The sequence below is a fragment of the Pseudomonas sp. P5_109 genome, assembly GCF_034009455.1.
Taxonomy (GTDB): domain Bacteria; phylum Pseudomonadota; class Gammaproteobacteria; order Pseudomonadales; family Pseudomonadaceae; genus Aquipseudomonas.
This window is the reverse complement of the sequence record NZ_CP125380.1, coordinates 5243911-5266371: the sequence shown is the minus strand read 5'-3', so window position 1 is coordinate 5266371 and position 22461 is coordinate 5243911. Positions and strand designations below refer to the sequence as shown.

The 22461-nt window shown below is 59.3% G+C and carries 14 protein-coding genes; 8 read left to right on the top strand and 6 right to left on the bottom strand.

Features of this window, described 5'->3' with window-relative positions:
* Window positions 1-8: 8 nt before the first annotated feature.
* Window positions 9-611 carry a DsbA family protein gene (locus tag QMK54_RS23245; protein WP_110662241.1) on the top strand — a complete coding sequence of 201 codons (603 nt, stop codon included), beginning with the start codon at window positions 9-11 and terminating at the stop codon, window positions 609-611.
* Window positions 604-2421 carry an ABC transporter ATP-binding protein gene (locus QMK54_RS23240; protein ID WP_320401417.1) on the top strand — a complete coding sequence of 606 codons (1818 nt, stop codon included), beginning with the start codon at window positions 604-606 and terminating at the stop codon, window positions 2419-2421. The genes QMK54_RS23245 and QMK54_RS23240 overlap by 8 nt, the downstream gene beginning before the upstream one ends.
* Window positions 2422-2423: 2 nt before the next feature.
* Here QMK54_RS23240 and QMK54_RS23235 read toward each other — a convergent pair whose 3' ends face one another.
* Entirely contained in the window at window positions 2424-7070 is a 4647-nt protein-coding gene (locus QMK54_RS23235) for a deaminase domain-containing protein (RefSeq protein ID WP_320401416.1), read from the bottom strand.
* A gap of 182 nt (window positions 7071-7252) precedes the next feature.
* Between QMK54_RS23235 and QMK54_RS23230 the strand changes: the two genes are divergently transcribed.
* Entirely contained in the window at window positions 7253-9712 is a 2460-nt protein-coding gene (locus QMK54_RS23230) for an EAL domain-containing protein (RefSeq protein WP_110660687.1), read from the top strand.
* A 76-nt stretch (window positions 9713-9788) separates the two neighbouring features.
* Window positions 9789-10550, top strand: a complete 762-nt coding sequence (locus QMK54_RS23225; protein ID WP_413787346.1) for a TenA family transcriptional regulator — start codon at window positions 9789-9791, stop codon at window positions 10548-10550.
* Window positions 10551-10700: 150 nt separating this feature from the next.
* Here the strand turns inward: QMK54_RS23225 and QMK54_RS23220 are convergent, their stop codons facing one another.
* The 5 genes from QMK54_RS23220 to QMK54_RS23200 form a co-directional block, all read right to left on the bottom strand.
* Window positions 10701-11627 (bottom strand): GGDEF domain-containing protein, encoded by a 927-nt coding sequence (locus tag QMK54_RS23220; protein WP_110660685.1) that lies wholly within the window; start codon window positions 11625-11627, stop codon window positions 10701-10703.
* A 376-nt stretch (window positions 11628-12003) separates the two neighbouring features.
* A complete protein-coding gene (locus QMK54_RS23215) occupies window positions 12004-12744 on the bottom strand; it encodes a YciK family oxidoreductase (protein WP_103397012.1) in 741 nt (246 codons plus the stop codon).
* A 191-nt stretch (window positions 12745-12935) separates the two neighbouring features.
* Window positions 12936-13607: an N-acetylmuramic acid 6-phosphate phosphatase MupP gene (mupP, locus tag QMK54_RS23210; RefSeq protein WP_007999922.1), complete on the bottom strand. Its 672-nt coding sequence runs from the start codon at window positions 13605-13607 to the stop codon at window positions 12936-12938.
* 4 nt (window positions 13608-13611) lie between these two features.
* Window positions 13612-14310, bottom strand: coding sequence for a bifunctional 2-polyprenyl-6-hydroxyphenol methylase/3-demethylubiquinol 3-O-methyltransferase UbiG (gene ubiG, locus QMK54_RS23205; RefSeq protein ID WP_110660684.1), 699 nt, complete (start codon window positions 14308-14310; stop codon window positions 13612-13614).
* Between the two features lie 58 nt (window positions 14311-14368).
* Complete coding sequence (locus QMK54_RS23200) at window positions 14369-15703, bottom strand: TRZ/ATZ family hydrolase (protein WP_110660683.1); 1335 nt, start codon at window positions 15701-15703, stop codon at window positions 14369-14371.
* Window positions 15704-15811: 108 nt separating this feature from the next.
* On the opposite strand from QMK54_RS23200, the gene mtnA reads away from it, so the two are divergent.
* The 4 genes from mtnA (at window position 15812) to pheA (ending at window position 22459) form a co-directional block, all read left to right on the top strand.
* Complete coding sequence (gene mtnA, locus QMK54_RS23195; protein ID WP_110660682.1) at window positions 15812-16888, top strand: S-methyl-5-thioribose-1-phosphate isomerase; 1077 nt, start codon at window positions 15812-15814, stop codon at window positions 16886-16888.
* Between the two features lie 425 nt (window positions 16889-17313).
* Window positions 17314-19968 carry a DNA gyrase subunit A gene (gene gyrA, locus QMK54_RS23190; RefSeq protein ID WP_320401414.1) on the top strand — a complete coding sequence of 885 codons (2655 nt, stop codon included), beginning with the start codon at window positions 17314-17316 and terminating at the stop codon, window positions 19966-19968.
* A 311-nt stretch (window positions 19969-20279) separates the two neighbouring features.
* A complete protein-coding gene (serC, locus tag QMK54_RS23185; RefSeq protein ID WP_110661832.1) occupies window positions 20280-21365 on the top strand; it encodes a 3-phosphoserine/phosphohydroxythreonine transaminase in 1086 nt (361 codons plus the stop codon).
* Complete coding sequence (gene pheA, locus QMK54_RS23180; RefSeq protein WP_007939916.1) at window positions 21365-22459, top strand: prephenate dehydratase; 1095 nt, start codon at window positions 21365-21367, stop codon at window positions 22457-22459. Before serC ends, pheA begins: the two co-directional genes overlap by 1 nt.
* The last annotated feature ends 2 nt before the right edge of the window (window positions 22460-22461 follow it).

The window sequence follows — 22461 nt, the reverse complement described above, 5'->3', positions numbered from 1 at the left end:
TGGACCCGATGTGTTCCTGGTGCTGGGGGTTTGCTCCAGTGGCCAACGCGCTAGTCGAGCAGGCGCAAGCCGCGGGTGTGGAGGTGCACTTGATCGTGGGCGGTCTGCGCACCGGCAACGGTGCCGCGCTGGAGCCGAGTACCCGGCGCTACATCCTTGAACACTGGCAGGCGGTCACCGAGGCCACCGGCCAGCCCTTCAAGCTTGAAGGCGCGCTGCCCGACGGCTTTGTCTACGACACCGAGCCTGCCTGCCGGGCGCTGGTGACGGCGCGCGGGCTGGCGCCGGACTGTGCGTGGAAACTGCTCGGGCTGATTCAGCACGCCTTTTACGCTGAAGGTCGCGATGTCACGCGCGCCAGTGTCCTGGTGGAGCTGGCAGAGCAGGCAGGTCTACCGCGAATTGAATTCGCCGCCGCGTTCGACCGTGCCGATACGCACGCCGCGACAGCTGCCGATTTCACCTGGGTCCAGGACCTGGGCATCGCCGGTTTTCCGACCCTGCTGGCTGAACGTAACGGCCAAGTGGCGTTGTTGACCAATGGCTATCAGCCCTTGAGCGAGTTGTCCCCGCTGCTCGGCCGCTGGCTGGAGCGTGCTGCCTGTGCATGATCTGCCCGATGACGTCGCTCCCGCCAAACATGTCGACCGTCTGAGCTGGGCGGAAATCCGTCGCCTGGCCCTGCATCACAAGAAGTCCCTGTGGATCGCCAACGGCGTGGCCGTGCTGGCGACCTTGTGCAGCGTGCCGATTCCCTTGCTCCTGCCATTGCTGGTGGACGAGGTGTTGCTGGGGCACGGTGATGCCGCGCTGAAGATCATGAACCACGCGCTGCCCGAGGGCTGGCAGAAAGCCGCGGGCTACATCGGCCTGATGCTGTTGGTGACCTTGACCTTGAGGTGTATGGCGTTGCTGTTCAACGTGGTGCAGGCGAAATTGTTCGCCGGGTTGGCCAAGGACATCGTCTACCGCATTCGCATTCGCCTGATCGAACGGCTCAAGCGTATCTCGCTGGGTGAATACGAAAGCCTGGGCAGCGGCACCGTCACCACGCACCTTGTGACCGACCTGGACACGCTGGACAAATTCGTCGGCGAAACCCTCAGCCGTTTCCTCGTGGCCATGCTGACCCTGGTCGGCACGGCGGGCATTCTGATGTGGATGCACTGGAAGCTGGCCTTGCTGATTCTGCTGTTCAACCCGCTGGTGATCTACGCCACGGTGCAGTTGGGCAAGCGGGTCAAGCATCTGAAGAAACTTGAGAACGACAGCACTTCGCGCTTTACCCAGGCTCTGACCGAAACGCTGGACGCCATCCAGGAAGTTCGCGCCGGCAACCGCCAGGGTTTTTTCCTCGGTCGCTTGGGGCATCGCGCCCGTGACGTGCGCGACTATGCGGTGAATTCGCAATGGAAAACCGATGCATCGAACCGGGCCAGCGGTTTGCTGTTTCAGTTCGGCATCGATATTTTCCGGGCCGCGGCCATGCTCACGGTGTTGTTTTCCGACCTGTCCATCGGCCAGATGCTCGCGGTGTTCAGCTACCTGTGGTTCATGATCGGTCCGGTCGAACAGCTGCTGAACCTGCAATATGCCTACTACGCCGCCGGCGGTGCGCTGTCGCGGATCAATGAGCTGCTGTCCCGAGCCGATGAGCCCGAATACCCGGGCGGCGTCGACCCGTTCATCGGTCGCGAGACGGTTGGGCTGGAAGTACAAGGGTTGAGTTTCGGTTACGGCGATGAACTGGTCCTGAACCAGATGAACCTGTCGATCGCCCCCGGCGAAAAGGTCGCGATCGTCGGCGCCAGTGGCGGTGGCAAGAGCACGCTGGTGCAACTGCTGCTGGGCCTGTACACGCCGTTGGCCGGAACCATTCGCTTTGGCGGTTCGACCCAGCAAGAGATTGGCCTGGAAACCGTGCGGGAAAATGTTGCCGTGGTTCTGCAACATCCGGCGCTGTTCAACGACACCATTCGGGCCAACCTGACCATGGGCCGCGAGCGCAGTGACGAGGCTTGCTGGCGTGCACTGGAAATCGCCCAATTGCACGGTACCGTCCGGGATTTGCCCAATGGACTGGACAGCATCGTCGGGCGCTCCGGCGTGCGTTTGTCCGGCGGCCAGCGTCAACGCCTGGCCATCGCCCGGATGGTGCTGGCCGAGCCCAAGGTGGTGATCCTCGACGAAGCCACCTCCGCGCTGGATGCCGCCACCGAATACAACCTGCACCAGGCGCTGGCGCGGTTTCTGAGCAATCGCACCACGCTGATCATTGCCCACCGCCTTTCAGCAGTGAAACAGGCCGACCGGGTGCTGGTGTTCGACGGCGGGCAGATCGCGGAGGATGGCGACCATCAGCAACTGATTGCCGATGGTGGTTTGTACGCCAAGCTGTATGGGCATTTACAGCAGTTGTAGGTTCAACTCCACAGCACCTGAAGCGCGTTTTCCCCACCGTCGTAGCCGAATTGTTTCATCACGATCGAGCACGACTCGCAGGGGGGCATCGTCGTGGCGATATCGACGGATTTGATCGCCTTGGGGTCGGGGTATTTTTCCCGAATCACGCGGATCAACTTGCTTTCGCTGTCCAGTGACGTCGGTTTTATCGACTGCACTGGCTTGTAAGTGTCGATGTCCTTGATGGTCGTCGGTATGGCCAGCAGCTTGCCTTCAGCGGTCACATCGAGGGAGGTGTGGGGAAAGCTCTGATTCATGTCGATATTGAAGTAGGTCGATCCACCGACCGGAACTGAATCCGCACCAAGATGCTGCTTGAACAGCGGCAAGTGACCGGTGGCTTGCTGGGCACCGGAAACGCTGACGTAGATTTCCCGTTGCCCACTGCTGGTCATGACGTCGGCGTAGGCAATGTTTCTCGGATTGAAGGAGCGGCGCCTGGGTATCAACTGGTGCAGCTTCTGCATGGTCTGGTTGATCCTTAGCGCGCTGTTCGCGTTGCTGGCGTCAATCGTCGGCGACATGAACAGCGTATCGAAAATATTCGCGGTGCTTTGACGCAAGTCCTCCGGAGCGTCCTTGCTCCTGCTCCATGTCGTGGCTCCTTCAGGCAGTCGAGTGACGATCATTCGGGTTGAATGATCGAACATCAATGCTTCTCCGGGGCTGGTGTCGACCTTCAGGAATTTCATGTTGCCCGCAGGGTTAGGGGTCGTTCCGATCGGAATGGCGATCTCGTCCATGGTTTTCATGGCGAATTCAAGGGCTTCTTTGCTGTGGATGCGTGCGATGTTGTTGGCGCTCAATGACCCGGTGTACACCGTTAGCAGTTCCGCACCCAGGGTGCCTTCAGCCATGTCGGCATTGAACAAACGTTTCAATGTCAGCGGTTCACTCAGGCTTTGTCCCTTCGGCACTGTCGCGACGTAATATTTGTTGGTGTTGATTCGGCTGAAGACATAAGTACTCGATTCATCGATGGATGGCACCAGAATGACTCCGATCCGGTGCGGGTCCTCGGCGCCCTCGTATACCCCCTTGACCTCGATACGGCCATAAATACCTTTGCGGAACATCAGGCTGGCCGGCATTTCGCGGCGGGGCACCAGCCATTTCCTGGCAAAGCCAAGTTCGGTGATGTCACCTGTGTAAAGCTTCGGGATGTTGTCGATGATCTGATAAAGATTTCCCTCGTGGGTTACAAACAGACCGTCATGGCCTGGCCGGCTAACCGCATCGGACACCCTGTCGCCAAACCAAGGCGCGTAACCTTTGGTTTCGTCAAATGAGCCGACTTCCGGTGTCGGGGCGGGCGTCCCTGTCACAAAACTGCTGAGGCATTCGCTGCTGTTGTTTGGCGCACGGCGTGGCCGACAGGGGACTGACGTCAATGCGCTGCTGTCATCGATCAACTCAACGCGGCGCAGTTCTTCGCCATCCAGGCGGTAGGGGACGTCGTCGATGAAAACCGTCGTACGCCCATCGATGTCGAACTGGTAGCGAGCGTGCGCCTGCTCCGGGAGTTCGATGAAAACCAGATCGTCAGTTTTTTTCACGGTGCTGTAGCTTGAGCGACCGAGTGAAAGTTCATGATTGCGGGGCGTGAGCCGGGGGCCATAGGGGCGGGTAGACAGCGGGTCAACCAAGTAATGGTGGCCGTCGATCTTTCGCACCGGAACGTCTTCGATGCCTTTGACGTTGCCCAGTTGATCGGCATCCATCAGCGGTTTCCAGCGTCCCGGTTCAGTTGCCTGGGGCAGGCTGCTGACAAAGTCATAGCTATCGGCCTTGCCGGCGAGCTTTTTCAATTGGAACATCGCCCGCTTCTCGAGATGGACCACTGCGCGTCCTGCGCCTTTCACTCCCCTGCCAGTCAGCCGCAGGAGGTCTACCGAACCGTCCAGGGGGTTGAAGTTTTTAACGCTCGAAGTCACCAGCTTTCTGGATAGATTTGCCATTCGCGGCAAAGTCGCGCGAATTCCCACTCTGCCGGATCGTGCGACCAAGCGGATGCTCCCTGCGACGAACTTACCCAAGGGCACCACAAATGACACGATGTCGAGCGCCAGGCCGACCACGCCAAGGACGCGATCACCGAACTGGTCCGATTGAAGGTCTTCGAGACTGCCCCAGAATGGTATGAAATCCTTGAGATTGTGCAGCCAGTGCTTTCTGTCGAGATCGCGTTCGTATTGTGTGACTCCCCAGGCCTCGCGGCGTACCTCCTTTTCATCCACATAAAACAGATGTGTAGCAATGAAGGACGCAATTTGCCCGGTGCGCAAGGAGGACCATGTCAGGCAGGAAGAGTAGTCGTGATACTCCGGCGGGGTTGAGCCAGGAGTCAGGGCCTCGCCGAGCGAGTCAAGGATCGCCATGCAGGTAGCGCCAGGTTTCGGCTGGGCTCCGGTTGTGTGGGCATCCTTGTCGAATGGCAGGCGGTGTGTGCGTATGGCGACATAGGCGTCATAGTCTTCCTCCTTAAAGCGGTTGCGGGAAAAAAACTGGTCACGGACACCACCGACATGGGCGGTTGTCACATCGGGGCGCGGCCGTATGACGCCGGCACGGGGCAGGCACTCATAGAAGCGCACGGCGTTCCGGTAAGTGGCTTGCAGCACAAACCCCATGCGTGCCCTGAGCGGCAGGGTGTGTTCTGCCGTTTCTTCATCGGCCTTGCGCGTGGTTTCATCGCGAAGGCTGAGCACCTTGACTTCGCCATGTTCCAACGCCTGACGATCGGACCATGGCAGCGTGACCAAGAGGTTTTTGATCAGGTATTCGTAGGTGTTTTTTGTCTTGGCGAGGTAGGTTTTGAATTGCTTGTCGAACAGTGCGTCGATATCAGGCAATGTGCGGTCGAGTGGAAGCAACAGGATACGGGAAGCCGGGTCGTCAGGATTTGCCAAGCCCCATTCAAACTTGCGATCCGGGGTCAATCTGACCCAAAAGCTCGCGGTCTTGCCGTCCTGGCTGATGTACCACTTGCTATCGGGGCTCAAGCCACCCGAGGCATAGACCTCGAGCAGCGGCCAGGTTGCCTGCGGCCCATTCGGGGTATCCAGGATGTTGCGTTCTACGCGTTTGCCTGACCGATAAAAGTTGCGCATCACCCGGATGCTCAGCGGATCGATTGCAATGCCGCCGGACAATGCCTTCTTCAGTTGCTGTTCCGCCAGCTTCAATCGTTGTGGTGGCGCGAAATCGAGTTGAACGATTGTTTCATTCAACTGCACCATGTGATCTTCCAGCGCTTGCAAGGTTTTCATTTTGTATTCCCGAGCGTCGCTGGTTTGTACGCTCGATGCCAATGCCTCGGTCGCTTGCGCCCAGGTCAACGCCGCTGGAATTCTGGTCAGCGTGATCAATTGGAGGAGAGCGTCCTGGGCGTTCTCGCTTTTTTTCAACGGTAGATCGACCAGTTGTTGGAAGGTCAGTCGTTGCAGCAGCATCGGGTCCAGTGCATGAGCGAGATGGACGCCGTGAACGAAATTGACCCAGACGATAGATGTGGCATAGGGCAAGTCGTTGGGAATGTCGCGTACCTGAAATTCAACTGGAAACCTGACTTGGCTGAGCCTTGCCAGTAACGCTGTTTCGGTCGGTGTTGTCGCACGGAGTGAATCCTCCAGGTGTTCCCGGAAGTTCTTTTGAATCTGCGCGTAGCTTTTGCCGTGGTTGAACCGTTGTTGCAACTCATAGCCGGCAATCTTGTGTGGTGCACCTGTATGCTGCAGGTCCAGGTCGTACCAGAGTCGTAACGCTTCCAGCAGCAGTTTTGCGCCGATGTCTGGAATCGTTTCTTCGTCGGGTTCTTTGCCGTACCAATTGAGCACTTCCAGCAGCCGCCGGGCCGTGTCGCGTGCCTTCGCGGTGTCGAGCAAGCGCTCGAGGCAGGCCGTGGGCTGGGTGGCCAGTTGATGGGGTGTCATGGGGGGCGTGATCTCACTGGCCAGGGCGTCGATGTCGGAGCCGCCTTCATCAGTGAGTATTTTGCTGATGACGTTGTGAATCGCAGTGTGATCGTGCGGTTCTATCAGCTCGCTGATTTGCAACCCCTGCTCCAGGTTCAATCGGTGAGCGTCGCGTTTTTCCTGCACTTCTTCAATCAGTCGGCTCAGAGAGCCCGGGGTTTGTGCGGTTGGCAATGCAAGGCCGTAAAACTTCAGGCACTGCGGCAAGGGCAGCAAGCGGTCAGTGCGTATGTGTCCACCTATACTCACCAGCGCCCGTTGAAAGGCTCGAATCCCGCTGGCGGAATGTGTTACGTCATCGATCGTGTAAAGGGCGACGGAGCCATCGTTGCGGCTCGTTGAGAAAACACACTGATCGGCGATGCCGTTGACTTCGGTCGGCCGTCCTTTCAGGGGCTTGAGATGCTTGGACAACAACGTGTCTGCGGCATCTTCGAAAAGCGTCAGCAGCAGGGCTTGCGCATGATTGTGCTCAATGCCCAGGGGAGAGTCCGCCTGGGGGGGCAGGTAATAACCATTCAGATCGGAAGACGCCGTTTTCACTGCTTCCAAGGCCGTCAATAACGCCCCGTATTCGGCCTGTTGGCTGGCATGTCGTTGCATCGGGGTGAGCGTTGAAGTTGGAAGTTGCATGAGGTTGCAGCTCTGGAAATGGATGAGAGCTGTCAGTGTCCGGGCTTCGCTCTGTGCACATGCGGTACATATGTGTTGCACGTTGTGCCGTGTCTTGCTTGCCTGAAGCTGGATCGCCCCCTAGTCTAGCTAAAGCGATTTCGTCCGGAAGACGAGCAAGCAGTGCTAATGCAAGGGACCTCATGAATCAAACGCGGACTCTCGGAACGCCACGGTTGTTGGGCATCGTCTGGCCATTTATCGCCGTTGTGTTGTTTCAAGCCTTGTTGGGCGGCGTTAGCCTTTACGTGCTGTCGGCGGTTCGCGGCTATGTTGCCGGCGAAAGCCTGTGGTCCAAGGGCCAGAAAGACGCCATCTATTACCTCAATCTCTATGCCGACAGCGGCGACGAAGGGATTTTTCACAAGTACCAGAACGCCATTTCCGTGCCTCAGGGCGGTCATGAATTGCGTGTGGCGCTGGATAAGCAGCCGCCAGATATCGAAGCGGCGCGCCTGGCGATTCTCAAGGGTGGCAACCACCCGGACGACGTTTCCAGCCTGATCTGGCTGTACCTCAATTTTCGTCACTTCAGTTACCTGGAAAAAGCCATCGACCTCTGGACCGTGGGCGATGCCTATCTGGCCAAGCTCGATGACGTTGCCAGGGACATGCATCAGCACATCTCCGCCAGCCCGGCTTCGAAAGCGGATGTACAGCGCTGGAAAGAGCAGATTTTCGCGATCAACGATGAAGTGACGCCGGCTGCGAAAGCTTTCAGCGATGCTCTGGGGGAAGGCTCGAGGGTCATTCTTCGCCTGCTGCTGCTGACTAACATCGCCACGGCTCTCGGATTGATTGCGCTGGCTTTGATGCGCACCCATAAACTGCTCAAACAGCGCCATGCCTTCGCCGATGCGTTGGAACTTGAGAAAGAGCGGGCGCAGATCACCCTGCAATCGATTGGCGACGGCGTGATCACCACGGATGTTTCCGGTGCGATTGCCTACATGAATCCGGCGGCCGAAGCGTTGACCCACTGGAAGGCCGAGCAGGCGACGGGGTTGCCGCTGGCGGCGCTGTTCAACCTGCTGGATGAAAACGCCCAGACCGATGGTTTCACCCTGATCGAGCATATTCTCAGCGGCCAGCTCAGTGGCGGCAGTGAGCACTCCAAGTTGATTCAACGCCTGGATGGCAGCACGGTGTCGGTCACGCTGGTGGGCGCGCCAATCCGCAATGCCGGCAAGGTCAGCGGGACGGTGCTGGTGCTGCATGACATGACCCAGGAGCGGCAATACATCGCCAATCTGTCCTGGCAGGCGACCCACGACGCCTTGACCGGCCTTGCCAACCGCCGCGAATTCGAATATCGCCTGGAACAGGCGCTGCACAACCTGACTCGCCATTCGGGACGCCATGCCCTGATGTTCCTCGATCTGGACCAGTTCAAACTGGTCAACGATACCTGCGGCCATGCGGCGGGCGACGAACTGTTGCGGCATATCTGTGCCTTGTTGCAATCGGGGCTACGCGAAGGCGATACCCTGGCTCGTCTCGGCGGCGACGAGTTCGGCATCCTGCTGGAAAACTGCGCACTGGAAGCTGCGGAAAAAATCGCCGAGAGCCTGCGCCAGACTGTGCAGAATCTGCATTTTGTCTGGAAGGGCCGGCCGTTCGTGACCACTGTCAGTATCGGGCTGGTCCATGTCGCGCAGAATCCGACGACGCTCGAAGCCTCGCTGCGTGCTGCCGACATGGCGTGCTACATGGCCAAGGAAAAGGGCCGGAACCGGGTCCAGGTCTATCATCCCGACGACTCGGAGTTGTCCCTGCGCTTTGGCGAAATGGCCTGGGTGCAGCGTTTGCACATGGCCCTGGAGGAAGATCGCTTCTGCCTGTACGCCCAGGAAATTGCCCCCTTGGGCCATGTCGATCAGGACGGTGGGCACATTGAGATTTTACTGCGATTGCATGATGAAGCCGGGCGGATGATCTTGCCCGACAGTTTCATTCCGGCTGCCGAGCGTTATGGCCTGATGAGCTCGCTTGATCGTTGGGTTGTGCAGAACGTGTTCAAGGTCATTGCCCAATGCCGGGCCGAGCAGCACCGCGGGCCGCTGGCCATGTGTGCGATCAATCTGTCAGGCACGACGATCGGGGATGAAGCGTTCCTGGACTTCCTGCGCGAACAGTTTGTGACGTATTCGATTCCGCCTGAAATGATTTGTTTTGAAATTACTGAGACCAGTGCAATTTCAAATCTTGGCAGCGCCATTCGATTCATTAATGAACTCAAAGGCTTAGGCTGCCATTTTTCACTGGATGACTTTTGTGCCGGAATGTCCTCATTCGCGTACCTGAAACATTTGCCTGTAGACTTCCTGAAGATCGATGGGAGTTTCGTAAAGGATATGCTGGACGACCCGATTAACCGCGCCATGGTCGAAGTGATCAATCACATCGGTCATGTCATGGGTAAGCGCACGATTGCCGAGTTTGTCGAAACACCCCAGATCGAGCAGGCATTGCTGGAGATCGGGGTGGATTACGCTCAAGGGTATGTGATTGAACGCCCGCATCTGTTTACCTTTGATAGCCTGTTGAGTCGTCCCGCCAGGCCCCAGCCGCTGTTGTTCAAGGCCCCTGGTACGTTCCGTTGAAACTCCTGCCGGTCTTAAAATCACAATCAAAAGGAGCTCGACAGTGATCGATACATTCAACCGAACCGGACCGCTCATGGAAGCCGCAAGTTATCCTGCCTGGGCCCAGCGCCTGATCCAGGATTGCAGCGAGAGCAAGCGCCGGGTTGTCGAACACGAACTGTACCAACGTATGCGAGACAACAAACTCAGTGCGAAGACCATGCGCCAGTACCTGATCGGTGGCTGGCCAGTGGTCGAGCAGTTCGCGTTGTATATGGCACAAAACCTGACCAAGACCCGTTTTGCCCGTCACCCCGGCGAAGACATGGCCCGTCGCTGGCTGATGCGTAATATCCGTGTCGAATTGAACCACGCCGATTACTGGGTGCACTGGAGTCGCGCGCATGGTGTCAGCCTGGAGGACCTGCAGGCACAGCAGGTTGCACCGGAGCTTCACGCCTTGAGCCACTGGTGCTGGCACACCAGTTCCTCCGACTCGCTGATCGTTGCGATTGCCGCCACCAACTACGCCATCGAAGGGGCGACCGGGGAGTGGTCGGCTGTCGTTTGTGCCAATGGCACCTACGCCGCCTCGTTTCCCGAGGAAGATCGCAAGCGTGCGATGAAGTGGCTGAAGATGCATGCCCAGTACGACGATGCCCATCCCTGGGAAGCCCTGGAAATCATCTGCACATTGGCGGGCACCAACCCGAGCAAATCCCTGCAGGTGGAGTTGCGACAGGCTGTGTGCAAGAGCTACGACTACATGTACCTGTTTCTCGAGCGCTGCATGCAATTGGAGCACGCCGAGCGGGCGCCGGTCGTTCGTGAGCGGATGGCACTGGCCGAGAGCTAATCCAGCTATCACGCAGTAAAAACTGTGGGAGCGGCGGTGCGACGATTCGACTTGCTCGCGAAAGCGGTGTGTCATTCAGCATAAATCTGGCTGACACGACGCCTTCGCGAGCAAGCCCGCTCCCACATTAGTTTGTGTGTGGCTGTAAAATCAGCCCGCCATCTCCAGCCGGTTACGACCTTCGCGCTTGGCCACATACAACGCGCTGTCTGCACGTCGCAACAGGCTGTCGGCAGACTCGCCGGGTAACAGGGTCGAACAGCCGAGGCTGACCGTCAGCAAAATCGTATGACCATCGGCCAAGTACTCTTCAGACTGCGCTGCAAAACGCAGCCGCTCACCGACCATGGCCGCGGCCTCGCGACAGGTATTCGACAGCAGGATCAGGAACTCTTCACCGCCATAGCGGAACACCATGTCGACGTTGCGCAGCTGGTTTTTGATTGAGGCAGCAACCGCCTTGAGCACGTCATCGCCGGTGCTATGGCCATGGGAATCATTGACTTGCTTGAAATGATCGATGTCCAGCATCAGCACCGATAACGGTTGCAGATGGCGCCGGGACAGCTCGATTTCCCTCTGCAGCGTCTGGTCCATGGCGATGCGGTTACCGGTGTCCGTCAGTGGGTCGCGCAGTGCATTTTGGGTGGCGGTACGGTAAAGCAGTGCGTTGCGCATCGGGAACAGCAGCGCGGCCAGCAGTGATTCGAGATTGCCTTGTTCCTGTTCGCTGAAACGCTGATTGCGGCGGAAAATCAACTCACCCAGGTGCTCGCCTTCGTGGCTGAGGCTGTAACTGATGGAATGGTGACCGCGCTGGCCGAACTCCAGGCGTAGATCGCTGCTCTTGTGCAGGTAGCACAAGGCATCCAACGGCACCATTCGCTGAATCTCGCGATAGAACGTCCCAAGAATGCGTTGCGGCTCCAGACTGGTTTGCAGCTGCAGGCTCAGTTGCTGGCGCAATTGCGCAAGACTGACAGGCCTTTCCAGGAGGGGCGGCTGCTGACCAAAGCCCAGGCGCTGCAATTTGGCGCTATCGAAATCAATTGCGTTGGTCTGGGAAGGTGGTTTCATTAGGCGTGCGCCCCTAAGCAGTAAGGCTGTCTTACAAGCAGGGTGAGAGCGGCTTAGGGCTGCGCGTCGTACTGGTCCGTCAGTCCCGTAGGACATTTCGTACAAGTTTAATCTGCTTTATGGAAGATGAGTAATCTCTCCACTCAAGCTTCGCCCCGCCTGCATTCACGTTACCTGTCTGAGCAAACTTAGAGCGAAAGTCGTGCCATTCGGTTCATCCGAATAAATTGTGTATTAAATCAATAAGTTGTCGTTAGGTGGCAACCTGCGGAGCGCTGCGAGTGACGTTTGTTTGACGGGTTGTTACCTGAACTCGAGACCTTTCGAGTGCCGCGCCGGGAAGCCGGCGCGGCAGCAAAAAAGCGACGTACGGTCGTTATTGGGCGTTGAACGCCTGGCCATTGATACCGGTGCTGTCCGGGCCCATCAGGTAGAGGTAGACCGGCATGATCTCCTCGGGCGTCGGGTTGTTCAGTGGATTTTCACCCGGGTAAGCCTGGGCGCGCATGCTGGTGCGGGTAGCGCCCGGGTTGATGCTGTTGGAGCGTACCGGGGCCACGGTATCGACCTCATCAGCCAGGGTTTGCATCAGGCCTTCAGTGGCGAATTTGGAGACGCCGTAGGCGCCCCAGTACGCGCGCCCTTTGCGGCCGACGCTGCTGGAAGTGAACACCACCGAAGCGTCCTGCGACAGCTTGAGCAGCGGCAACAGGGTGCTGGTGAGCATGAACATGGCATTGACGTTGACTTGCATGACTCGCATGAAGTTTTCGCCGGAAAGCTGCTCGATCGGCGTGCGCGGGCCGATGATCGAAGCATTGTGCAGCAGGCCGTCAAGATGCCCGAATTCGGTTTCGATCATCGCCGCCAGCTCATCGTATTGATGGGGCAGGGCGGTTTCGAGGTTGAACGGGATCACCGCCGGCTGTGGATGACCGGCGGCTTCGATTTCGTCGTAGACCTGGGACAAGTTGGCTTCGGTCTTTCCCAGCAGCAGCACGGTGGCGCCATGGGCTGCGTAGGTTTTTGCCGCTGCGGCGCCGATGCCGCGACCTGCGCCGGTGACCAGAATGACCCGATCCTTGAGCAGTTCGGGGCGGGCGGAATAATCAAACATAAAAAACCTCTCCAAAGACCTGCATCGAAACTGTGGCGAGGGAGCTTGCTCCCGCTCGGCTGCGAAGCAGTCGTAATCTTTTAATAACGGTTCCCGAGAAGGCGCATGCATAGGCAGAGGGGGCGCTTCGCGATCCAGCGGGAGCAAGCTCCCTCGCCACAAAAGCAGATGCCCACATCAAGCGATCTGCCTCAGCAGCTGCAAAGCGCACTATCGAGCACCTTGCGCAGCTCCAGCGGATGATCGACCACCACATCCGCGCCCCAATGCCGCGGATTATCATCCGGGTGGATATAGCCAAAGGTCACCGCAGCCGTCTTCGTGCCGGCATCGCGGCCCGATTCGATGTCGCGCAGGTCATCGCCGACGAACAGCACGCTGGCCGGGTCGAGGTCGAGCATCTTGCAGGCCAGGATCAGCGGCTCCGGATCCGGTTTGCTGTTTTTTACGTGATCCGGGCAGATCAGCAATGCCGAGCGCTCGGCCAGCCCCAACTGCTGCATGATCGGCTCGGCGAAGCGCAGCGGCTTGTTGGTGACCACGCCCCAGATCAGGTTGGCTTTCTCGATATCGGCAAGCAATTCAGCCATGCCGTCGAACAGTTTGCTGTGGACCGCACAACCGACGAGGTAGCGCTCCAGGAACTCCAGGCGCAACTCCTCGAACCCTGGCGATTCCGGGTCCATGGCGAAGGTCACGGCGACCATCGCCCTGGCACCACCGGAAATCTCGTCGCGGATGTGCTTGTCGTTCATCGGTGGCAAGCCGCGGTCGGCACGCATCGCCTGACAGATCGCAATGAAGTCCGGCGCGGTGTCGAGCAGGGTGCCGTCCATGTCGAATAGAACTGCTCTGATAGGCATCGGCTTACTCCTCGCGCAGGGTCTGGATCATGTAGTTGACGTCCACATCGGTGGCCAGCTTGTAGTGCTTGGTCAGCGGGTTGTAGGTCAGGCCGATGATGTCCTTGACGGTCAGGCCAGCCATGCGACTCCAGGCGCCGAGCTCGGAAGGGCGGATGAATTTCTTGAAGTCGTGGGTGCCGCGCGGCAGCAGCTTCATGATGTATTCGGCGCCGACGATGGCGAACAGGTACGCCTTCGGGTTGCGGTTGATGGTGGAGAAGAACACTTGGCCGCCGGGCTTGACCATGCGGAAGCAGGCACGGATGACAGACGACGGGTCCGGTACGTGCTCAAGCATCTCCAGGCAGGTGACGACGTCGAACTGCTCGGGCATTTCGTCGGCCAGGGATTCGGCGGTGATCTGCCGGTATTCGACGCTCACGCCCGACTCCAACTGATGCAGTTGGGCAACCGCCAACGGCGCTTCGCCCATGTCGATACCCATGACGGTCGCGCCGCGTTGGGCCATGGCTTCGCTGAGGATGCCGCCGCCGCAACCGACGTCGAGGACCTTTTTGCCGGCCAGGTTGACTCGCTCGTCAATCCAGTTGACCCGCAGCGGGTTGATGTCGTGCAGTGGTTTGAATTCGCTTTCGCGGTCCCACCAGCGATGGGCCAGGGCCTCGAATTTGGCGATTTCGGCGTAGTCGACGTTGCTCATGGTTTAAGTCCTCTAAAACTTGAAAAATCCTGTTGCCCCGGAAAGCGTTCCAGGGTGCTTACGATTCGGTGCGGCCACTGATGCGCTGGCCCCAAGCCCTCGCGACAGTGCCAAGCTGTTGTTCATCCAGGCGTGTCAGGCGGCGGTCGTCGAGCAGCTGCTTGCCGGCAACCCAGAGGTGTTTCACGCAGTCCCGCCCGGTGGCGTATATAAGCTGCGAAACCGGATCGTAGACCGGCTGCTGGGCCAGGCCGGAGAGGTCGAAAGCCACCATGTCCGCCGCTTTGCCGATTTCCAGTGAGCCGACATCGGCCTCGATGCCCAGTGCCCGGGCCCCGTTGAGAGTGGCCATGCGCAAGGCGCGATGGGCATCCAGGGCGGTGGCCGAGCCGGCGACAGCCTTGGCCAGCAAAGCAGCGGTGCGGGTTTCGCCGAGCAGATCGAGGTCATTGTTACTGGCCGCGCCATCGGTGCCGACCGCGACATTGACCCCGGCCTCCCACAAACGCTCGACCGGGCAGAATCCGCTGGCCAGCTTCAGGTTCGACTCCGGGCAATGAATCACGCTGCTGTTGCTTTCTACCAGCAGTGCCAGGTCTTCATCGCTGATCTGGGTCATGTGAACCGCCTGGAAGCGCGGCCCCAGCAAGCCCAGGCGCGCCAGGCGGGCCAGCGGGCGCTCACCGCGTTGTTCGATCGATTGCTGCACTTCGAAGGCGGTTTCGTGCACGTGCATGTGGATCGAAGCGTCCAGTTCTTCGGCGATCACCCGGATTTTTTCCAGGTTTTCGTCGCCTACGGTATAGGGTGCATGGGGGCCGAAGGTGATTTTGATGCGCTCGTGGTGCTTGAGATCGCCAAACAATTCAACGCCCTGACGAATGGCTTCGTCCGCGGTAGCGGCGCCCGGAATGGGGAAGTCGAGGATCGGAATCGCGATCTGCGCGCGAATACCGCTGTTGTGCACGCGCTCACTGGCAACCTTCGGGAAGAAGTACATGTCAGAGAAACAGGTGATGCCACCTTTGATTTGCTCGGCAATCGCAAGGTCGGTGCCATCGCGCACGAAGTCCTCGTCGACCCACTTGGCTTCGGCGGGCCAGATGTGGTTTTCCAGCCAGGTCATCAATGGCAGGTCATCGGCCAGGCCACGGAACAGCGTCATTGCCGCATGGCCGTGGGCATTGATCAGGCCTGGACTGAGGAGCATGTCGGGCAGTTCGCGGATTTCGGTTGCGTTAAGCTTCAGGGCGGCGGAACGTGGCCCGATAAACACGATGCGTCCATCACGGATGCCCACGCCATGTTCTTTGAGGACAACACCAGCGGGTTCGACGGGTACCAGCCAGGTCGGCAGCAATAACAGGTCGAGCGCAGCGGCAGTGTTCGGCATCGAGGGTTGGTTCCAGTGCTTTTATAAAGGATGGCGAAGTATACCCGAGCGTCTTCGCGGGGGGATCGCTATAATCGGCGGCTTTTGTTCATGAGTGCGGGGTGTGGGATGCGCGATCGACTGTTGGCTGCGGAGAAGGTGAAGGCCATCGATTGGCGTGATGGCGCTCTCCATCTGCTGGATCAGCGTATTTTGCCATTCGAGGAAACCTGGATTGCCTACACCAGCGCTGCTGGCGTGGCCGAGGCCATTCGCTCGATGGTGGTGCGTGGCGCGCCGGCCATCGGCATCAGCGCCGCTTATGGCATCGTGCTCGCGGCCCGCGCGCGGATTGCCGAAGGTGGCGACTGGTACGCTGCGCTGGAGGAGGATTTCATGCTGTTGGCCGACTCCCGTCCTACCGCGGTCAACCTGTTCTGGGCACTGGGCCGCATGCACGACCGGCTTGATCGCCTGAAAGACAATGCCGATCCGCTGCAGGTGCTGGAGGCTGAGGCTATCGCCATTCACGAAAGTGATCGCGAGGCCAACCTGACCATGGCGCAGTTGGGTGTCGACCTGATCCGCAAGCATCAGGGCAACGCCCAGGCGATCCTGACCCACTGCAACACCGGCGCGCTGGCCACGGGCGGCTTCGGCACGGCGCTGGGCGTGATTCGTGCTGCATTCATCGAGGGCATGGTCGAGCAGGTCTATGTCGATGAAACCCGCCCATGGCTGCAGGGTTCGCGACTGACCGCGTGGGAACTGGCAAATGAGGGCATTCCCGTGACCCTCAACGTCGATTCCGCTGCTGCGCATATCATGAAGACCAAGGGCCCCACCTGGGTCATCGTCGGCGCTGACCGGATCACCGCCAATGGCGACGTGGCCAACAAGATCGGCACCTATCAACTGGCCGTCAACGCCATGCACCATGGCGTGCGCTTCATGGTGGTGGCGCCGAGCTCGACCATCGACATGAACCTGGCCAGCGGCGATGACATTCCGATCGAAGAGCGTGATGGTCGTGAGTTGCTGGAGGTCGGTGGCAAGCGCGTCGGGGCCGACGTCCATGCCTTCAACCCGGTGTTCGACGTGACGCCGGCGGATCTGATCGATGCGATCGTCACCGAAAAAGGCATCGTCGAGCGCCCGGATACAGCGAAAATGGCCCAGTTGATGTGCCGCAAGCGTCTGCATTGACGGTCACTGGCGCCTGCCAGATTGCCTTCGCGGGCAAGCCCGCTCCCACAGGTTTTGTGAACACCCTGAAACCCTGTGGGAGCGGGCTTGCCCGCGAAGAGGCCCTGAAAGCCAATGAATCAGCCAGATCCTGCCCCAAATTCCTCATTCAAAACGGCTCTAAGCCTCTCACGTCCCCTTCAAGCCTGTCACCGGTCAACTAACTACTCTCCATGCGCATCTGGGGGATAGGTGCGTGGCGGCTCTTGTGATAACATCCGGCGGTTTCCAGGGTTGCTCGAAGTGGTGACCCGTACTGCGCAGATCCATGGCATAACTCGTTGATTTGTCGTAAGTCGATACATGGCACTCAGCCTGTATCGGCGAGCTTCGTTGTCCCATATGGATATGACGAAGTTTCACCAGAAAAAGGAATCAGGCTTCTCATGGGCGAACTGGCCAAAGAAATCCTCCCGGTCAATATCGAAGACGAGCTGAAGCAGTCCTACCTCGACTACGCGATGAGCGTAATTGTCGGGCGGGCACTGCCGGATGCGCGCGATGGCTTGAAGCCCGTGCACCGGCGCGTGCTGTTCGCGATGAGCGAGCTGGGCAACGACTTCAACAAGCCGTACAAGAAATCTGCCCGTGTTGTCGGTGACGTGATCGGTAAGTATCACCCGCATGGTGATACCGCGGTGTACGACACCATCGTTCGGATGGCGCAGCCATTCTCCCTGCGCTACCTGCTGGTAGACGGCCAGGGCAACTTCGGTTCGGTGGACGGCGACAACGCCGCGGCCATGCGATACACCGAAGTACGCATGACCAAGCTGGCGCACGAGCTGCTGGCTGACCTGCATAAAGAAACCGTGGACTGGGTACCGAACTACGACGGCACCGAAATGATCCCGGCGGTCATGCCAACCCGTATTCCCAACCTGCTGGTCAACGGCTCCAGCGGTATTGCCGTGGGCATGGCGACCAACATTCCGCCGCACAACCTCGGTGAAGTCATCGACGGTTGCCTGGCGCTCATCGACAACCCCGAGCTGACTGTCGACGAGCTGATGCAATACATCCCCGGTCCGGACTTCCCGACCGCCGCGATCATCAACGGTCGCGCCGGCATCATCGAAGCCTACCGCACCGGTCGCGGGCGCATTTACATGCGCGCCCGCTCGATGATCGAAGACATCGACAAGGTCGGTGGCCGTCAGCAGATCGTCATCACCGAACTTCCTTACCAACTGAACAAGGCGCGTCTGATCGAGAAGATCGCCGAGCTGGTAAAAGAGAAGAAGCTCGAAGGCATCACCGAACTGCGCGACGAGTCCGACAAGGACGGTATGCGCGTCGTGATCGAGCTGCGTCGTGGCGAAGTGCCTGAGGTGATCCTCAACAACCTCTACGCCCAGACCCAGCTGCAAGCGGTGTTCGGTATCAACATCGTCGCGCTGATCGACGGCCGCCCGCGCATCCTGAACCTCAAGGACCTGCTGGAAGCCTTCGTTCGTCACCGTCGCGAAGTGGTAACCCGTCGTACCGTGTTCGAACTGCGCAAGGCGCGCGAGCGTGGTCACATCCTTGAAGGTCAAGCGGTTGCCCTGTCGAACATCGACCCGGTCATCGCCCTGATCAAGGCCTCGCCAACGCCGTCGGAAGCCAAGGAAGCGCTGATCAGCACGCCTTGGGAATCCTCGGCTGTAGTGGCGATGGTAGAGCGTGCCGGTGCCGACTCTTGCCGTCCAGAGACCCTGGACCCGCAATACGGTCTGCGCGAAGGCAAATACTTCCTGTCGCCGGAACAGGCACAAGCCATTCTGGAACTGCGTCTGCACCGCCTGACCGGCCTGGAACACGAAAAACTGCTGGCCGAGTATCAAGAGATCCTCAACCAGATCGGCGAGCTGATCCGCATCCTCAACAGCGCCACGCGCCTGATGGAAGTGATCCGCGAAGAGCTGGAAGTGATCCGTGCCGAATACGGCGACGTTCGTCGTACCGAGATCCTCGATGCCCGTCTCGACCTGACCCTGGGTGACATGATCCCGGAAGAAGAGCGCGTCGTGACCATTTCCCACGGTGGCTACGCCAAGACCCAGCCATTGGCTGCGTACCAGGCCCAGCGTCGTGGCGGTAAAGGCAAGTCGGCGACCGGCGTCAAGGATGAGGACTACATCGCTCACCTGCTGGTTGCCAACAGCCACACCACGCTGTTGCTGTTCTCCAGCAAGGGCAAGGTGTACTGGCTGAAAACCTACGAAATCCCGGAAGCGTCCCGCGCTGCCCGTGGTCGTCCGCTGGTCAACCTGCTGCCGCTGGATGACGGTGAGTACATCACCACCATGCTGCCGGTCGAGGAATACACCGAAGGTCACTACATTTTCATGGCCACCGCCAACGGCACCGTGAAGAAGACCCCGCTGGAATCCTTCAGCCGTCAACGCAGCGTCGGCCTGATCGCGCTGGAGCTGGACGAAGGCGACGTGCTGATTTCCGCGGCCATCACCGATGGCGAGCGTGAAGTCATGCTGTTCTCCGACGGCGGCAAGGTTACCCGCTTCAAGGAATCCGACGTTCGCGCCATGGGCCGTACCGCCCGCGGTGTGCGCGGCATGCGTCTACCGGAAGGCCAGAAGCTGATTTCCATGCTGATCCCGGAAGAAGGCAGCCAGATCCTCACCGCTTCGGCGCGTGGTTTCGGCAAGCGCACGGCGATCACCGAGTTCCCTGAGTACAAGCGTGGCGGTCAGGGCGTTATCGCCATGGTCAGCAACGAGCGTAACGGCCGTCTGGTCGGTGCGGTCCAGGTGCTCGACGGCGAGGAAATCATGCTGATTTCCGACCAGGGCACCCTGGTGCGTACTCGTGTCGACGAAGTGTCCAGCCTGGGTCGTAACACCCAGGGCGTGACCCTGATCAAGCTGGCCAGCGATGAAACGCTGGTTGGGCTGGAGCGGGTTCAGGAGCCGTCGGAAGTCGAGGGTGAAGAGCTCGAAGGCGAAGAGGGTGACGGGTTTGTCGGCGAGGTCGTGATCGACGACGTTGCCGAAGACCAGCAACTCGACGCTGCCGCTGACGAAGAACCACAGGAATAAGCGGGTAAGCAGGGGGCGGATGAAAATTCGCCCCCTTGTTGTTTGTCCGATGAGAAAATTTCGACACCCACGAAGATCAAATGTGGGAGCGGGCTTGTTGTGGCGAGGGGGCTTGCCCCCGTTGGGGTGCGAAGCGCCCCTGAAACCAGGCGTCGCGGTCTTGCTCTGGAAAGCAGTGACCGATTTACGATTGCTTCGCAATCGAACGGGGGCAAGCCCCCTCGCCACACAAGCCCGCTCCCACATGAGTTTCGTGGCGATTGATGTTGCGATTTATTGCGTGATACCACCAAATCAGAGCGAGATTGGATGTGAGCAAGAGAGCCTATAACTTCTGTGCCGGTCCTGCGGCGCTTCCCGAAGCTGTCCTGCAGCGCGCCCAGGGTGAACTCCTCGACTGGCACGGCAAGGGTCTGTCGGTCATGGAAATGAGCCATCGCAGTGATGAGTTCGTGTCCATCGCCACCAAGGCCGAGCAGGATTTGCGTGATCTGCTGAATATCCCCTCGAACTATAAAGTGCTGTTTCTGCAAGGTGGCGCCAGCCAGCAATTTGCTCAGATTCCTCTGAACCTGTTGCCGGAAAACGGCTCGGCCGACTATATCGACACCGGTATCTGGTCGCAGAAAGCCATCGAAGAAGCTTCGCGCTACGGCCACGTCAACGTTGCCGGCACCGCCAAGCCTTACGACTATTTCGCCATTCCCGGCCAGAACGAATGGAAGCTGTCGAAAGACGCGGCCTACGTTCACTACGCGCCGAACGAAACCATCGGCGGCCTGGAATTCCAGTGGATCCCGGAAACCGGCGACGTTCCGCTGGTGGCCGACATGTCTTCGGACATCCTGTCGCGCCCGGTGGATGTTTCGCGCTTCGGCATGATCTACGCCGGCGCGCAGAAAAACATCGGCCCGAGCGGCATTGTCGTCAACATCGTCCGCGAAGACCTGTTGGGCAAGGCCCGCTCCCTGTGCCCGACCATGCTCGACTACAAGGTCGCGGCCGATAACGGTTCGATGTACAACACCCCGCCGACCCTGGCCTGGTATCTGTCCGGCCTGGTGTTCGAGTGGCTGAAAGAGCAGGGCGGTGTCGAGGCCATCGGCAAGCTCAACGAAATCAAGCAGCGCACGTTGTACGGTTTCATCGATGCCAGCGGCCTGTACAGCAACCCGATCAACAAGTCCGACCGCTCGTGGATGAACGTGCCGTTCCGCCTGGCTGATGATCGTCTGGACAAGCCGTTCCTGGCCGGTGCAGACGAGCGTGGCCTGTTGAACCTCAAGGGTCACCGTTCCGTGGGCGGCATGCGCGCCTCCATCTATAACGCCGTCGACATCAACGCCGTCAACGCGCTGGTTTCGTACATGGCAGAGTTCGAGAAGGAACACGGCTAATGTCTGAGCAAGAACTCAAGGCACTGCGCCTGCGCATTGATGCCCTGGACGAAAAGGTCCTGGAGTTGATCAGTGAACGTGCGCGCTGCGCCCAGGAAGTCGCGCGAGTAAAGATGGCCTCGCTGGCCGAAGGCGAAGTGCCGGTGTTCTATCGTCCTGAGCGCGAAGCTCAGGTGCTCAAGCGTGTCATGGAACGCAACCAGGGGCCGCTGGGCAACGAAGAGATGGCGCGGTTGTTCCGTGAAATCATGTCTTCGTGCCTGGCGCTCGAGCAGCCGCTGAAAGTGGCTTATCTCGGCCCTGAAGGCACCTTCACTCAAGCTGCTGCAATGAAGCACTTCGGCCACGCGGTGATCAGCAAGCCGATGGCGGCGATCGACGAAGTGTTCCGTGAAGTGGCGGCCGGTGCGGTGAATTTTGGCGTGGTGCCGGTGGAAAACTCCACCGAAGGCGCAGTCAACCACACCCTCGACAGCTTCCTCGAGCATGACATGGTGATCTGCGGCGAAGTCGAGCTGCGTATCCACCATCACCTGTTGGTCGGTGAAAACACCAAGACCGACAGCATCAGCCGCATCTATTCCCACGCCCAGTCCCTGGCCCAGTGCCGCAAGTGGCTGGACGCCCATTACCCGAATGTCGAGCGCGTGGCGGTGTCCAGCAACGCCGAAGCGGCCAAGCGGGTCAAGGGTGAGTGGAACTCGGCGGCGATTGCCGGTGATATGGCGGCCGGCCTGTACGGTTTGACCCGATTGGCCGAGAAAATCGAGGACCGCCCGGATAACTCCACGCGGTTCCTGATGATCGGTAATCAGGAAGTGCCGCCGACTGGCGACGACAAGACTTCGATCATTGTTTCGATGAGCAACAAGCCAGGTGCGCTCCATGAGCTGCTGGTGCCGTTCCACGACAACGGCATCGACCTGACGCGCATCGAGACTCGTCCGTCGCGCAGCGGTAAATGGACCTACGTGTTCTTCATCGACTTCGTCGGCCACCACCGCGACCCGCTGGTAAAAGGTGTGCTGGAAAAGATCAGTCAGGAAGCAGTGGCACTCAAGGTGCTGGGTTCCTACCCGAAAGCAGTTCTCTAAGG

What these genes read in the sequence shown, in the direction of transcription:
- QMK54_RS23230 (WP_110660687.1), top strand. Translation starts at nt 7,253, where the DNA reads ATGAATCAAACGCGGACTCTCGGAACGCCACGGTTGTTGGGCATCGTC.
- mtnA (WP_110660682.1), top strand. Translation starts at nt 15,812, where the DNA reads ATGCGCGATCGACTGTTGGCTGCGGAGAAGGTGAAGGCCATCGATTGG.
- pheA (WP_007939916.1), top strand. Translation starts at nt 21,365, where the DNA reads ATGTCTGAGCAAGAACTCAAGGCACTGCGCCTGCGCATTGATGCCCTG.
- QMK54_RS23225 (WP_413787346.1), top strand. Translation starts at nt 9,789, where the DNA reads ATGGAAGCCGCAAGTTATCCTGCCTGGGCCCAGCGCCTGATCCAGGAT.
- QMK54_RS23235 (WP_320401416.1), bottom strand. Translation starts at nt 7,070, where the DNA reads ATGCAACTTCCAACTTCAACGCTCACCCCGATGCAACGACATGCCAGC.
- QMK54_RS23200 (WP_110660683.1), bottom strand. Translation starts at nt 15,703, where the DNA reads ATGCCGAACACTGCCGCTGCGCTCGACCTGTTATTGCTGCCGACCTGG.
- QMK54_RS23220 (WP_110660685.1), bottom strand. Translation starts at nt 11,627, where the DNA reads ATGAAACCACCTTCCCAGACCAACGCAATTGATTTCGATAGCGCCAAA.
- QMK54_RS23245 (WP_110662241.1), top strand. Translation starts at nt 9, where the DNA reads ATGTGTTCCTGGTGCTGGGGGTTTGCTCCAGTGGCCAACGCGCTAGTC.
- QMK54_RS23215 (WP_103397012.1), bottom strand. Translation starts at nt 12,744, where the DNA reads ATGTTTGATTATTCCGCCCGCCCCGAACTGCTCAAGGATCGGGTCATT.
- gyrA (WP_320401414.1), top strand. Translation starts at nt 17,314, where the DNA reads ATGGGCGAACTGGCCAAAGAAATCCTCCCGGTCAATATCGAAGACGAG.
- mupP (WP_007999922.1), bottom strand. Translation starts at nt 13,607, where the DNA reads ATGCCTATCAGAGCAGTTCTATTCGACATGGACGGCACCCTGCTCGAC.
- ubiG (WP_110660684.1), bottom strand. Translation starts at nt 14,310, where the DNA reads ATGAGCAACGTCGACTACGCCGAAATCGCCAAATTCGAGGCCCTGGCC.